General features: G+C 63.8%; 13 protein-coding genes. 2 read left to right on the top strand and 11 right to left on the bottom strand.

Annotated elements, in window-relative coordinates:
• Positions 1–34: 34 nt before the first annotated feature.
• Positions 35–439, bottom strand: a complete 405-nt coding sequence (gene gloA2 / locus AC1DYJ_RS07270; RefSeq protein WP_477283873.1) for an SMU1112c/YaeR family gloxylase I-like metalloprotein — start codon at positions 437–439, stop codon at positions 35–37.
• A 348-nt stretch (positions 440–787) separates the two neighbouring features.
• Complete coding sequence (locus AC1DYJ_RS07265; RefSeq protein ID WP_477283875.1) at positions 788–1,750, bottom strand: cupin domain-containing protein; 963 nt, start codon at positions 1,748–1,750, stop codon at positions 788–790.
• Positions 1,751–1,964: 214 nt separating this feature from the next.
• Here AC1DYJ_RS07265 and AC1DYJ_RS07260 point away from each other — a divergent pair, with 214 nt between their 5' ends.
• Positions 1,965–2,735, top strand: coding sequence for an alpha/beta hydrolase (locus tag AC1DYJ_RS07260; RefSeq protein ID WP_477283877.1), 771 nt, complete (start codon positions 1,965–1,967; stop codon positions 2,733–2,735).
• Positions 2,736–2,807: 72 nt separating this feature from the next.
• Here the strand turns inward: AC1DYJ_RS07260 and AC1DYJ_RS07255 are convergent, their stop codons facing one another.
• Positions 2,808–3,116 carry an EthD family reductase gene (locus AC1DYJ_RS07255; RefSeq protein ID WP_477283879.1) on the bottom strand — a complete coding sequence of 103 codons (309 nt, stop codon included), beginning with the start codon at positions 3,114–3,116 and terminating at the stop codon, positions 2,808–2,810.
• Between the two features lie 96 nt (positions 3,117–3,212).
• The gene (locus AC1DYJ_RS07250) at positions 3,213–4,094 is read right to left on the bottom strand and encodes a metal-dependent phosphohydrolase (RefSeq protein ID WP_477283881.1); all 882 of its coding nucleotides are present in this window, start codon (positions 4,092–4,094) and stop codon (positions 3,213–3,215) included.
• A gap of 180 nt (positions 4,095–4,274) precedes the next feature.
• Between AC1DYJ_RS07250 and AC1DYJ_RS07245 the strand changes: the two genes are divergently transcribed.
• Positions 4,275–5,342 carry a cyclic nucleotide-gated potassium channel gene (locus AC1DYJ_RS07245; RefSeq protein WP_477283964.1) on the top strand — a complete coding sequence of 356 codons (1,068 nt, stop codon included), beginning with the start codon at positions 4,275–4,277 and terminating at the stop codon, positions 5,340–5,342.
• Between the two features lie 70 nt (positions 5,343–5,412).
• Here the strand turns inward: AC1DYJ_RS07245 and AC1DYJ_RS07240 are convergent, their stop codons facing one another.
• The 7 genes from AC1DYJ_RS07240 to AC1DYJ_RS07210 all read right to left on the bottom strand — a co-directional run bounded on the left by AC1DYJ_RS07240 (position 5,413) and on the right by AC1DYJ_RS07210 (position 14,328).
• Positions 5,413–5,826 (bottom strand): DOPA 4,5-dioxygenase family protein, encoded by a 414-nt coding sequence (locus tag AC1DYJ_RS07240; RefSeq protein WP_477283883.1) that lies wholly within the window; start codon positions 5,824–5,826, stop codon positions 5,413–5,415.
• A 279-nt stretch (positions 5,827–6,105) separates the two neighbouring features.
• Entirely contained in the window at positions 6,106–6,264 is a 159-nt protein-coding gene (locus AC1DYJ_RS07235; protein ID WP_477283885.1) for a DUF3309 family protein, read from the bottom strand.
• A 120-nt stretch (positions 6,265–6,384) separates the two neighbouring features.
• Positions 6,385–9,552 carry an efflux RND transporter permease subunit gene (locus AC1DYJ_RS07230; RefSeq protein WP_477283887.1) on the bottom strand — a complete coding sequence of 1,056 codons (3,168 nt, stop codon included), beginning with the start codon at positions 9,550–9,552 and terminating at the stop codon, positions 6,385–6,387.
• A gap of 73 nt (positions 9,553–9,625) precedes the next feature.
• Entirely contained in the window at positions 9,626–10,810 is a 1,185-nt protein-coding gene (locus AC1DYJ_RS07225) for an efflux RND transporter periplasmic adaptor subunit (protein WP_477283889.1), read from the bottom strand.
• A 175-nt stretch (positions 10,811–10,985) separates the two neighbouring features.
• Positions 10,986–11,594, bottom strand: a complete 609-nt coding sequence (locus tag AC1DYJ_RS07220) for a hypothetical protein (protein WP_477283891.1) — start codon at positions 11,592–11,594, stop codon at positions 10,986–10,988.
• Complete coding sequence (locus tag AC1DYJ_RS07215) at positions 11,591–13,864, bottom strand: xanthine dehydrogenase family protein molybdopterin-binding subunit (protein ID WP_477283893.1); 2,274 nt, start codon at positions 13,862–13,864, stop codon at positions 11,591–11,593. Before AC1DYJ_RS07215 ends, AC1DYJ_RS07220 begins: the two co-directional genes overlap by 4 nt.
• A gap of 2 nt (positions 13,865–13,866) precedes the next feature.
• Positions 13,867–14,328, bottom strand: a complete 462-nt coding sequence (locus AC1DYJ_RS07210) for a (2Fe-2S)-binding protein (protein ID WP_142869292.1) — start codon at positions 14,326–14,328, stop codon at positions 13,867–13,869.
• Positions 14,329–14,399: the final 71 nt, after the last annotated feature.

The following is a 14,399-nucleotide window of genomic DNA, read 5'->3' as shown; positions in this document are numbered from 1 at the left end:
ATTCCCGCGTCACCGCCATTCCACGTCGATGACGTTACGAAAGCGACCCGTTCCTCACAGGGACTTCGTACAATTCCAGCGGCAAGTCGTCTGGGTCTCTGAAAAATGTAAACCGTTGATCCGTATATGGGTCGATCCGGATTGGCTCAACGGCAACGTTGGCGGCTTCCAGCCGCGCTATGACCAGATCGAGATCAGCCACAGCAAATGCCAGATGTCTCAAGCCTGTCGCCTCTGGATGGGAGGGCCGCATCACGGGTGCGGGGAAGGAGAACAGTTCCAGCTGGAGCGATCCGATCCGCAAATCCGCCTTCCATGACTGCCGCTCCTCCCGATAGACCTCTCGGATCAGATCGAGGCCGAGGAGTTCGACGTAGAACCGTCGCGACCGGTCGTAGTCGGTGCAGATGAGCGCGACGTGGTGGATGGCATTTAGCATGGTGCCAACTTTAGCCAACCTGGGGTTTGAGGCCAAGGTCGCCAAGTTCTGAGTTGGCTTCTTGCCACCGCCATGAGCCAGCTTACTAAACGTCGATCGAGTAGTGTCGGCTTTTGAGGAGACGGTGAAGCTAGCTTGTATGACCGCCGTGAGGCGTAAAGCGGCCGGTCATGCATGACGGAACCAAACTGTAGGCGAATGCGGTTTCCGAGGCCGAGGCCCGACCCTCGTCACTCTCTTAAGCCTCCAGCGTCGGCTCGGTATCCACTTCCAGCGCCTCTTGCGCCTCCTACCGGTGCCGCCCGCCGCCCATCGCCCCAGACCTTCGGGAAGCCAGCTCTATTGAGGTCAGTTGGCGACTTCTGCTTCCAGCACCGCCCCTTGCCTTCGACCACCGTCACCCCGGCGAGCTGCTCGATAGCGACCGGGCGATAGGCCATGATGGCGTTGGAACAGCTTCGAAAACGCGGCCGCGGTCTCGTAGCCGACACGGGTCGCGATCCGTGCAATCCCCTCGTCGCTTGTTTCGAGCAGAAACGCGGCCTCGGACATCCGGCGTGCGATCAGATAGCGGTACATGGACTGGCCGACGAGCTTGGTGAAGCGGGCCGAAAACGCCGAGCGACCAAGTCCCACGCGCTGTCCGAGGTCGCCAAGCGTCCAGGGCTGATCCGGTCGTTCGTGGATCAACTGAAGCGCCGGTCCTATGTGCGGGTCCGCCATCGCCCCCAGCCACCCGCCTTCCCCCGAATCGAGAGACTTGATCCAGCTTCGCAGCACCTCGACGAAGAGCACTTCCGTCAGCCGGGAGAGGGCGACGTCCTGGCCGGGGCGCGCAAGCGCCGACTCGCTCACCATGCGTTGCAGGATAGAATCGAGCCATCCGCCGTCTTCCGTCGGCCTCAGGAGAAGCAGGGGCGGAAGCAATTCCAGCACGCTGCCGCGCGAGGGCCGCTCCACGGTGAAATTGCCGCAGATCATCGTCGAGAGCGGCTCCCCGTCGCCGCCATGACGAACGACGCCAAGACGTCCGGCCGGTCGATCGAGATCAATAATCAGCAGCGGCGTGGTGCGGCTATCCGAATAGATCACGTGAGGCTCGCCGCGTGTGATGACGACAAAGTCGCCCTCGCTCATGTGGAGTTCTCGTCCCTCATCGAGCGCAAGGGTAGCCGAGCCGCGGCTGAGATAATGGAACAGCGCGTAGGGGCGCGCCGGCAATGCCAGATTCCATGGATGGCCGAGCTCGAAGTGGAAGAGCAGGGTTCCACCGAGGCGAACGCGATCCAGCACCTGGCCGAGGATGTCCATCCGCTCGGATGCTACTACGACGGACGGTCCGACACAATATTCGGACGATTGAGGCCTAACGTCCAAATGCTCCCCGTACTAACTGATCGCAGGTCGAGCCAACGGGTCGCGCGGCAAACCATCACGCCAACGGCGTACGGGGGAACCCAAGACTCTTGTCGACACGCCTGCCTCCCAGGACCCCCGTCGTCCGTCATCCCAACAGGAGCATTGAATGCGAAATCTTCTACTCTCAGCCGCCGCTGTCCTCATGGCCGGAGCAACGTTTGCCGCCCCCGCGCAATCAGCTCAACTGCCCAAGGGGGCGGCGCACAACATCGTGCTCGTCCATGGCGCTTTCGTTGACCAGACGAGCTGGCAGCCGGTTGCCGATATCCTGACCAAGAAGGGCTACAACGTAACGCTGGTCGAAAACCCGCTCACCTCGCTTCAAGCCGACGTCGATGCCACCAAGCAGGCGCTCGCGAAACAGACCGGCAAGACCGTTCTTGTCGGCCACTCCTGGGGCGGTGTGGTCATCACGCAAGCAGGTGACGAACCAAATGTCTCGGCGCTCGTCTACGTCTCCGCATTCGCGCCCGACGTAGGCGAATCCCTGGCCAGCCTGTCCAAGAGCGGTCCGGCAACCGAAGGCGGCGCTGCTATCCATCCCGACGAAAAGGGCGATCTCTACATCGATCCCAAAGTGTTCCCCTCGGCTGTCGCGGCCGACCTTCCCAAGGAGATCGCCGAATCCCTGGCAAACCATCAGCTGCCGTTGAACCACACGGCGTTCGAGGCTCCCGTCGACACGGCAGCCTGGCACGACAAGCCGAATTTCTATGTCATCAGCACGAAGGACAAGGTCATCGCCCCCGAGGTCCAGAAGATCTTCGCCGAAAGGATGAAGGCGCAGACCACGGAGGTCGCCGGCAGCCATGCCTCCCTCGTCGTCCACGCCAAGGAAGTCGCCGCGGTGATTGAAAAGGCCGCACTGGTGAAGTGACGATACCGCTCCCGGCACTTTCGTGCCGGGAGCGCCACGCGTGCCCGGCGGACAAACCTCTTGGGGCGCGGCTCAGACTTCGCTGGTCTCGAACAGCAAAAGCTCCACGCCGCCACCGGCGAAATTGCCGAGATCGGCCGCCGTGGCCTGTCCCTCGGGAGAGGCAAACGCGGCTTGAATGTCGGCGAGGGAACCGAAGTGGAGGATCGCCATCAGATGATAGGCTGAGGGTCCTTCCGGGGCATGCACCCCGCCATCGCTGACCTCGTATTTCGTCAAGCCGGGAATGGTTTTGGCCAGCGGAATGTGGGTCGAAAAATAGTATCGGTCGAATGCGGCCGGGTCCTTCGGCGTCTTGTAGAGTGCGACAAGTCTGGCCATGCCTCCCCCCTTTTGAAACGGCACCCACCGCCGGCTACGTGGGCAATAATCTACCCATCAGCGAAGATGGCACCGGCGGAAAACAACCCCCCGCTCTCAGGTCACCACCGCAAGGCTCGCCGGCTGCGCCACGCCGGGGAAYGGTCCGATCCTGGCGGGCCGCAGCCCGGACTGGAACAGGTTGCTGTGCAGGTTGGCGACCCACTGCTTGCCTTCGGTCGTCAGCTCCAGATAGCGGATCGCGTCGCCGATATAGGGCTCGACCTTCAGCGTGAAGAAATCGCTGAAGCAGGCGCCGAGATCGGCGGCGGTCTTGCAGCCGAGTTTTTCCACCATCCCGGTCTCGCAGAACTCGGCAAACAGCGCCGGCAGCTTGCGGTGGTAGAAGGGATCGGCGAGCTGGCCGATCAGATCCGCGGCCCGGACCAGCGCCGGCTCGGTGTTGGTGGCCTGATAGGCCGGATCGTCCGGTACCGGAAAGCGCGTCATCTCGATCGCCGCGACGATGCGCTCCTCGTCGATGAACTTCGAGGACCCGAAGCGCTGGCGCGCATAGATCTTGGCGCGCTCGATATGATAGGGCGCAAGCACCGCGTCGGAAGCGCCGCGCGGTGGCGTATGGCGCTCGCCGGCCTCGTTGATGATGAAGCTGTCGTCGCTGTCGCCCGGGCATATGCCGTGCACCATGCCGATGTCGTGGACCAGCAGCGCGCAAGTGTAATGCAGCCAGTCATCGGGGGTCAGGGATTCCGAAAGCAGCCGGCCGCGGATGATCTGCTGGCCGGCGAGCGTAACCATCAGCGTGTGCTCGATGTTGTGATACAGCGCGTTCGAATTGCCGATGCGCTCCAGGACAAGGCGGGCCGCGCCGCCTATGTAGGCCGCATACTCCGAATTGCGATGCGAGAAATACTGCAGATAGAGTTCCGACAGATGGTCGCCGAGCCGGTCGGCCATGATGGAAATCGGATTGAGCATGACAATCGTTCCTGGCCAATTCGAAGCACGACAGATCGCGTGCGGCAGGCATCCTAGCACGGTTCCGGTGTGGATTTTATCACAGCGTTGGTGATGCACATCGCGGCGGCGGCAAGCACCTTTTGCGCTTGCCTTGAAGCCATCCTATTCTGCAGGATAGTCGCCGCGCGTGGGCATGAAATGTCGGTACTGCGATCCCTAAGAATTTACGCGCCGCTCAACGCGGTGCTGGCTGCGCCCGGGCTGCTGGCGGTGGCTGCGCTCACGACACCGAACATGTCGGGACGAAGCAGACTGGCACTGGTTGCCCTGCTCGCTGTCATTTGGGCCGCCTATCTTGTGCAGCTGGCCGCGACGCTGCTCAAGCGCCGGGCCGGAGACGTAAGCAGCAGCACGGCCGAAATCACCATAGATATGATCGCGGTCCTGGTTCCACTCGCGGCATTCCTGCTTATCCGCACGCCCGACCGGAGCCTCTATTGTGCCGTCTGGCTGCTGAAACCGCTGCGCGACTCGACCTTCTTCCCGGTGCTGGGCAGGGTGCTGGCCAACGAGGCGCGCAACCTGATCGGCGTCACCACGCTGTTCGGCGTCGTTCTGTTTGGCGTCGCGCTCGCGGGCTATGTCATCGAGCGCGACATCCAGCCGGACAAGTTCGGCAGCATCCCGCAGGCCATGTGGTGGGCGGTGGTCACGCTGTCCACCACCGGCTATGGCGACGAAATTCCGCAAAGCTTCGCCGGCCGCGTCCTTGCCGGCGCAGTCATGATGAGCGGCATCGGCATCTTCGCGCTGTGGGCGGGCATTCTTGCCACCGGCTTCTCTCAGGAAGTTCGTCGCGGGGAATTCGTCCGCAATTGGCAATTGGTCGCCGGCGTGCCGTTGTTTCAAAAACTCGGCCCGGCCGTGCTGGTCGAGATCGTGCGCGCGCTAAGACCGCGCACGGTGCCGGCGGGCGCCGTGATCTGCCGCAGAGGCGATCCCGGTGACCAGATGTTCTTCGTCGTCGAGGGGCGCGTCACTGTCGCGACGCCGAACGCGGTGGAGCTTGGCGCCGGCGCCTTCTTCGGCGAGATGGCACTGATCAGCGGCGAACCGCGTATGGCGACCGTCAGTGCCGCAACGGCGGTCTCACTCCTGTCGCTGCACGCGGTGGACTTCCAGATGCTGTGCTCGAGCAGCCCGGAGATCGCGGAAATCATCCGCAAGACCGCGCTCGAGCGGCGCAGCGCAGCGCCGACGGCTTGACCGTACCCCGGAGAAGCGAGGCCAATAAGGGTGCGGCTGAATGACGGCCATCCGCCGTCGACTCGTACCCCTAAACCCCCAGCGTCGGCTCCGTATTCACCTCCAGCGCCTCTTCCGCTTCATCCTCCTCGCCCAGCACCTCGCCATGCACCCCCAGCGGGCGGCCGATCCAGATCGGATCGACCAGATGGTCGCGCTTGGGGTTGGTCGTGTTGGGGTGGATGAGGATGCTTAAGCCGCCATGGTTCAGCATCAGCCATGGAACCAGCGAGGCAAAAATCTCGGTGGCGAAGGAGACCTGGTACATGGCCTGCTCATGCGGGCCGACCGGCTCGTCGCGCCAATTGCCCAGCCGCACGCGGAAACGCTCGCCGATGCGCAGGCGCAGCCATTCGGCATGTTGCCGCTCGGCCGGCCCGCCATAGTAGATATGGGCGTGATAGCTGGCGATCTCAGCGAGAGGCCTTGGAGTGGCTTCGGTCACGGCGATAGCTCCCGCGATGATTGTTCTGCGGGCAGCGTATACGCAAGGGAGCTACGCGGCCAAGGGGGGGCGGCGCACGGCTATCGGACTCTTATGAAGAGGACCCCCACCCTAACCCTCCCCACAAGGGGGAGGGAACGCTGCCGCGCGCCCTTATTTCAGTGTGGAATCCACGCAGTCTGCTTGAGGTCAGCACCGGCGAGAGTCCTCCTCCCCCTTGTGGGGAGGGTTAGGGGTGGGGGGTACTCGTAGGGCGACAACCAAACGCGATTGCCCCGATCAAATCCTGCCCATCAGCACCAGGATCAGCAGCACCACCAACACGACGCCGGCGATGCCTGAGGGACCGTAGCCCCACGAGCGCGAGTGCGGCCAGGCCGGCACGGCGCCGATCAGGATCAGGATCAAAACAATGATCAGGATGGTGGTGACGGTCATTAGGAATCCCTCGCCTTGCACTGCAGATACGAGACGATGCTTCGCATCGCTCGGATGGCACAATGCAAAAGGCCGCCCGGTTGTTCCGGACGGCCTTTTGTCTGAGCGGTGAAAGCGGACCTATTCGGCGGCTTTCGGGAAGGCGATAGCCGGCCCGTCGCCGGCATCCGTGTCGGGCGCGGTCGCAGCCTTTTTCCTCATGTCGCCGCCGAATTGGCCGCGGAAGAACGCGTAGAAGCGGCTGTTCTTGCTGCGGGTGAAGATCATCAGCATGGACGGCGTCACCACCAGCGTCAGCAGAGTGGCGAAGGACAGGCCGAAGACGATGGCCGAGGACAGCGAAATCCACCATTGCGTCGACGGCGCGTTGATCGTCGTCTCGTGGTGGAAGATTTCGAGCCCGAGGCCAAAGGCGATCGGCAGCACGCCGAGGATCGCCGACACCGCCGTCAGCACCACCGGCCGGGCACGCTCGCGGCAGGTCTGCAGCACCGCCTCCATCTTGTCCCAGCCCTCTTCGCGCAGCCGGTCATAGGTGTCGATCAACACGATGTTGTTGTTCACCACCACGCCGGCAAGCGCAATCACGCCGATGCCCGACATGACGATGCCGAAGGCCTCGCCGGTCAGGAGCAGGCCCAAGAACACACCGATCGTCGCCATGACCACGCAGGACAGCACCAGCAGCACGCTGGTGAACTTGTTGAACTGCATCAGCAGCACGAGGAAGATCAGGAAGATCGCCGCGCCAAAAGCCTTGCCGAGGAAGGCGCTGGCTTCGGCGCTGTCCTCGTTCGAGCCTGCCAGCTTCCAGCGTATGCCGTTGTCGAGCTTCATGTCGGTGACCGCCTTGGTCACCTCCGCCTGCACTGCCGCGACCTGGGCGCCGGCGCTGACATTGGCCTGGACGACCACGGTGCGCGCACCGTCGATGCGGTTGAGGATGCCGACCGTCGGCTCGGGCTTGCGCACGACGAAATTCGAGATCGGCACCGAGCCTTGCGAGGTCTGCACGCGAAGCTCGTCGAGTGTCGACAGCGTACGACGGTCTTCGGGCAGACGCAGCCTGATGTCGACGGCATCGTCGGCGCCGGCAGGCCTATACTCCGACAGCTTCAACCCGTTGGTCACCAATTGCACCACTGTGCCGACCGCCGTCGGGCTGATGCCGTACTGCGCCGCCTTGGCGCGGTCGACCTCGAGCGCCCAGTCGACGCCGGGCGGCGGCAGGCCGTCGGAAATGTCGATTACGCCGGGCACCTTGGCGATGCGCGCCGCAACGGCACGGGCCTGGTCGTCGAGCCCCTTGGGATCGACGGCCGAAAGCCTGATCTGGATCGGCTTGCCTGTGGGCGGGCCGGCCTCCGGCACGCGCACCTCGACATCGACGCCGGGAATGCCGGCCATGACAGTGCGCAACTCGTCCAGGATCTGGTTCGCCGACTTGCGCTCGCGCCAGTCGATGAATTCGTACTGGATGACGCCGACGACATCTTCCGGCACATCCTGGCCGCCGCCCTGCGTCTTGCCGACGCGGGTGTAGACCGATTTCACGCCGGGCCAGCCGAGCAGCCGGTTTTCCGCGATCTTGGTTGCGGTGTCCATTTCGTCCAGCGAAAGATTGCCGCGGGCATGCACATAGAGCAGGCCATAATCCGGCTCGACGCTGGGGAAGAACTCGACGCCGGCGCCATATTTCGAATAGGCGAAGACGATGCCGGTCAAAAGCACGGCGGTCATCACCAGCACGGTGATGGGGAAGCGCACCGCCTGTTTGACCAGCGCCATATACCAGCCGTCGCGGTTTTCCTCATGATGCTCCGGCGCCTTGGCGAAGAGCGCGCCGAGCGTCGGCGCGAACACCAGCGCGTAGAGCATCGACGCCGACAGCGTGACGATCAGCGTGATCGGCATGTATTTCATGAAGTCGCCGATGATGCCGGGCCAGAACAAGAGCGGCGAGAAGGCCGCGATGCGCGTCATGGTCGCGGCGATGACCGGACCGGCCATGCGCTTGGCGGCCAGCGCGAAGGCTTCCGCCTTCGGCATGCCTTCGCCCATGCGCCGTTCGGCGAACTCGGTGACGATGATGGCATCGTCGACCAGCATGCCGACCGCCAGGATGAGGCTGAACAGCACGATCATGTTGATCGTGTAGCCCATCATCGCAAGCAGCAGGATGCCGATCAGGAAGGATGACGGAATGGCAAGCCCGATCAGCAGCGAGGCGCGGCCCGACAGCGCATAGAGGATGACGATGAACACCAGGATGACGGCGATCATCACGTGGTTCTGCAGGTCACCCAGAAGCTGATTGACGAAGACCGACTTGTCCTGTGTGTAGGTGACGTTCATGCCTTCCGGCATCGTCTTGACGAAGCCGTCGGACACTTCCCGCACCTTGGCCAGCGTGTCGATCAGATTGGCGCCGATGCGCTTCTTGACTTCGATGGCGATGGCCGGCTTGCCGTTGAGGCGGGTGATCGTCTCGGCGTCCTTGAAGGTCGAACGGACCGTGGCAATGTCCTTGGCCTGCACGACGGCATTGGGGCCGGCGACGACCGGCAGGGCAGCCACATCCTCGGGCGTCTCGATCAGCGACGGCACCTTGACCGCGTATTTGCCTTCCGAGCCCTCAAGATTGCCGGCGGCAACCAGGCTGTTCGAGGCGCCGACAGCGCCGATCAGCTGGTCGAGCTGCAGGCCGTAGGACGACAGCTTCATCGGATCGATGACGACTTCGACGAGATCGTCGCGCGAACCCTGCAGCGAGCCTTCGAGAACGCCCGGCACCTCCTCGATGCGGTCGCGCAATTCGCGCGCGGCGGCCGTCAGCACGCGCTCGGGCAATTCGCCCGACAGCGTCACCACCAGCACGGGGAATTCGGAGATGTTGACCTCGGTGACGACAGGCTCTTCGGCGGCCTGCGGCAGGTCGGCCTTGCCGTCCTGCACCTTGGAGCGCGTGTCCTGCAGCGCGGTCGCCAGATTGGTCTGCGGCTGGAACTCGACCAGCACATAGCCGCCGCCCTGGAAGGCGGCCGAGCGCATTTCCTTGAGGCCCTTCAGGCTCTTCAGCTTGCTTTCCATCGGTCGCAGCAGAAGACGCTCGGAATCCTCAGGCGAAATGCCCTGATAGATCAGGCTGACATACATCATCGGAATCGGAACGTCGGGTTCCGCTTCCTTCGGTGTCGATTCATAGGCAACCCAGCCGGCGACCAGCAGGAACAGCAGGGCCGAAATGGTCAGCCGGGCATTGTTGATCGCGAGTTTGACGATATCCATTGGCTAACGCCTGTTCTCAAAATTTCAGGAGCCGCATTGCGGCCGGCTGTCCCCGCCCGGAGACATCCCGGCGCTACTGCGTTGTCGCTTCGCCCAACAGTTTCTGGATGATCGCCTGGTCGGCCTCGACCGGCTTGACGACATCGCCTTCCTTGACCAGTTCCTGGCCGGCGACGATGACGCGGGCGTCCGCAGGAATGCCGCCAAGCACGAGGCCTCTAGGCGAATCGTCGACCAGGTCGATCGGGAAGAACACCACCTTGTTGTCCTTGTCGACGGCGCGGATGCCGAGGTCGCCCTTGTCGCTCAGCGTCACCACCGAGCGCGGCAACATGACGGCGTCGGTCGGCAGCGCGCTGAGCGCAATCTCAGCCGTCATGCCAGCCGGCACCGAGCCGTCGCCATTGGGGATGGCGATCTCGACGCGGAAGGTACGGGTCGCCGTCGAAGCGTCGCGGCTGATGTAGCGCACTGTGCCTTCGACGGTCTGGCCGCTGACGAGGCGCACGGCGGCCTTGTCGCCGAGCTTGAGATAGCCGAGGTCGCGTTCACTGATTTCGCCGCGCGCAATCACCGGATCGAGCTTGAGGATGGTGGCGACTTCGCCGCCCTGCATGACGGAGCTGCCAAGCTCCACCGGCACGCGGTCGATGACGCCATCGAAGGGCGCCTTGACCAGATTGCGGTCGAGTTCGGCCTGCGCCGTCTCCAGCTGCGACTGCGCCGCGGTCAGGTTCGAGCGCGCGGTGTCGAGCTGCAGCTTGGGCAGGTTGCCGGTCTTCATCAGCTTCAGCGATGCCTCCAATTCGGCCTGGCGCTGCACGACCAACTGCTTGGCGTTGTCGACCATCGAGATCTTTTCTTCTGCCGCCAGCATCAGCACCAGATCGCCGGTCTTGACGTGATCGCCCTGCTTGACCGGCAGCTTCTCGATGACGCCGGCGACGCGCGTGGCGAGCACTGCGCGCTTGTCGGCCTCGGTCAGCCCGGAAATACGGATGGCGCGGGCATAGGTCTTGCGCGGCGGCGTCACCACCGCGACGGTGCGCAGCGGTGCCTTGGGCTCTGCCTCGGCGGCCTTCGGCTTGGCAGCATCCGGCGCCTTGGCCTGATCGCCTGGCTTGGCCTGATCGCCGGCCTTCGCCGCGCCTTCCACAGCGGCGCTGCCTACGGACGAGAACGCGCCTGTTCCCATCCAGGCAGCAAAGCCGATGAGCACGACTATAGCGGCAAGCTTGTGAAACCTGATTTTCGGCATCATCGTTTTTCCACTGTGGGGTTCGGCCAAACCGTCTTGTAGGTGCTTCCGCGTCTTTCAACTCGGGCGCGTCGCCGATATGGGTGCGCGCTAGGCCGTGTTCAATTTGCCGTGAACGGCGACCCGCGCTTCTACATCAAAGTTGCAGCGCAATATAGTCACAAAAGTTGCGCGATCATTGCGTCACGGGACACGGCGCGCCTGCCGCCATCCAGTTCTCGATTGCTTGATAGGTCGCTTCGGCCGAGCCGGGCGCCGGCTCGCGACCTGCACCTGGCGCCCAGCCCCAGGCGACCAGTTTGTCGTCGCGCACATGCAGCGCAACATCCTCCAGGCTGCGGTCGCCATTGCGGTTGCGATCCTTGATCTGGGCGCAGATTTCCGCCGAGGATTTGCCAAACCAGACCATCTCGGCGGGCGCCAGACGCCAGTTCTCAGCACCGGGCGGTCCGTGCAATGCACTGGAATTGCTGGCGAAATGACACGTCGTGCAGCGCAGGCCCGGATTGCCGAAGCCGGAGCCGTCGGCGCCACGCTGGACGTTGAAGGCATGAACGCGCGTGCCGCCATAATGAGCGCCAGACCAGCGCGGCCGGTCGTCGGCGACATGGCAGTCGGCGCAGCGCGGATGCGAGAACACGGCGTAGATCTTGTTCCATTCGGGCAAGCCTTTGGCGGGGTCGACCGCCGCCGGCGCCGGTGTCTGGCTTTCTTGTGCGGTTGCGAAGAGCGACCCTGACAACAGGGTGGCAACAGACGTCAGGATGATGAGGAGCTTTTTCATGCGAAGGCCACCGCCTTCGACAGCGGCAGTGTCCGGATGCGTTTGCCGGTGAGCGCGAAAATGGCATTGGCCAGTGCGGGCGCCGCCGGCGGCGTGCCGATCTCGCCGACGCCGCCCATCTTATGGAAATTCTCCAATATCGCGACTTCGAAGGCCGGGCACTGGAAGATGCGCATGGCATCGAAGTCGTGAAAATTCGACTGTTCGACCATGCCGTCGGCGAAGGTGATTTCCTGGCCCATCGCCGCCGACAGACCGTAGATGGCGGCCGAGATGAGCTGCGCCTCGATGATGCCTGGGTCGAGCGCGGTGCCGACATCGGCAGCGATCCACACCTTCTCGATGCGGATGCCGGCCGGCGTGTCGGCCACCTGGACGATCTCGCCGACCCAGCTGCCGAAGGACAGCGTGAAGGCCATGCCCTTGGCCTTGCCGGCTGGCAACGCCTCACCCCATTTCGCCATCGCGGCGACCTTCTCCACCACCGCGACCGCTGAGGGATAGGCGGCCATCAGTGTCTTGCGCAACGCGACCGGGTCGGTCTTTCCGGCCACGGCGATTTCGTCCAGAAATCCTTCGTGGAAGAAGCCATTGATCGAACTGCCGACCGATCGCCAGGAACCGACGGGGATGGTGACGGGTGCCGCGATGCCGGTCACCCGATAGTTCGGGATGGTGTAGGGCTGGTCGTAGGCGCCATCGACGATGGATTTGTCGGGGCCGAGTGGCGATATCGAGGGAAACAACCGGCGCAAGGTGCCGGCGATCACCGATGGCGAGGCGATCGTCATGTCGACGGCGACCGGCAGGCCGTCATCGCCAAGCCTCGCGCGAAATTTGCCGACGGCCGCCGGCCGGTAGGCGTCGTGGCGCATGTCCTCTTCGCGCGTCCACGTCACTTTGACAGGGCGTCCGTCGGCCGCTTTCGCCATCAGCGCCGCGCACAGCGCATAGTCCATCTCGACTCGGCGGCCGAAGCCACCGCCCATGAAGGTGGTGTGCACCGTGACGTTGTCTTGTTCTATGCCGAGGACATTGGCGCAGAGCTGCCGCACCAGCGTCGGCGCCTGGTTGCCGCACCAGATGTCGAGGACGCCATCCTTCAGCCGCGCCGTGGCATTCATCGGCTCCATCGTTGCGTGTGCCAGATAGGGCACAGCATAGTCCGCCTCGATGATCTTTTCGCGCGGCGCATCGGCAAAAGCCTTGGCAATATCGCCATCGTCGCGCAGCGCCGAACCTTTGGTGGCCAGCGCCTGCTTCAGCACTTCGGAGATGGCGGCGCTGTCCAGCGGATATTCGGGATCGGCCCACTTGGCGTCGATCGCATCGGCCGCCTTGAACGCCGCCCAGGTGTTTTCCGCGATGATGCCGAAGCCATGGCCGTAGTTCGTTTCGAGTGGCACGATCTTGATCACGCCCGGCATTTTTCCCGCCTCGGCTAGGTCCGCCTTGACCGGCTTTGACCAGAAGCGCGGGCTCATCTTCACCGTGCCGTAGAGCATGTCCGGCAGCCTGACATCGATGCCGAAGATCGGCGCGCCGGTGACCTTGGCCAGCATGTCGATGCGCTTTTGCGGCTTGCCCAAAAGCTTCCAGTCGGCCTTGTCCTTGAGCCGGACTTCGGCCGGCGGCGCCATTGCGGCAGCGCTCGCGGCGACCTCGCCATAGGTCAGCGACTTGCCTGATGCCTTGTGCAGGATCGAGCCATTGGCCGTTTCCAGATCGGCTGCGGCGACGCCAAGCTTCTGCGCCGCCGCCGCGATCAGCATCTGCCGCGCGGCCGCACCCGCCTGCCGCATCTTGACGAAACCGTCGCGGGTCGAGGCCGAGCCGCCAGTGCCTTGCAAGGCGAGGAATTTGCCGACCACGCCCAGACCAGAACGCACCGCCTCGGCGGTCATGCTCTCGTCGAAGAAAGCGAACGGGCCGCCCTCTTCCAGGATCGCCGCATTGTAGTAGGCGTAGGAGGCCGGTCCGTGTTCGACCTTGACCTGGTCGAGGCTGACATCGAGCTCTTCGGCGACCATGACGGCAAGCGTCGTCGAGATGCCTTGCCCCATCTCGGCGCGCGGCGCGACTATGGTGATGGAGTTGTCGGCGCCGATCTTCACATAAGGATTGAAAGTCGCCTCGCCGGCGGCGAGATCGCCTTCCAGCGGGTTCGGGTAGGGCTTGCGGTAATAGTAATAGCCGACGGCGACGCCACCGGCGATGGCCGCCGCGCCGATGAGAAAACTGCGCCGCGCGATCTTTCCGACACTGGCCATGATCAGAGCCCCGCCGTCTTGAGGACAGCCGCCTTCTTGATGGCGGCGCGGATCTTCGGATAGGTCCCGCAGCGGCAGAGATTGCCGCCCATGGCGTTGTCGATGTCGGCGTCGGTCGGGTCGGCAACCTCGTCGAGCAACGCCACCGCGCTCATGATCTGGCCGGCCTGGCAATAGCCGCATTGCGCGACCTGCTCCTCCAGCCAGGCCTGCTGCACAGGATGCAGCTTGCCCGGCGTGCCGATGCCCTCGATGGTGGTGATGGCGCCTGTCGCCTGGCCGACCGGCAGTGAGCAGGAGCGGACCGGCTGGCCGTCGACATGGACCGTGCAGGCGCCACAAGCGGCGATGCCGCAGCCGAATTTCGGTCCGGTCTTGCCGATGAGGTCGCGCAGCGCCCACAGCAGCGGCATTTCGGGATCGGCATCGATGTCGAACGACTGGCCGTCGACCGTGAGGCGCATGGGGATACCCTTCGTTGTCGTCCATAGCCCGGGCGAAATGGCTGACTGCCATCTCGCCTTTACAAGTTGAC

The sequence above is a fragment of the Mesorhizobium sp. P2_B11 genome (assembly GCF_056404855.1).
This window is presented reverse-complemented; position numbering and strand designations above follow the sequence as displayed.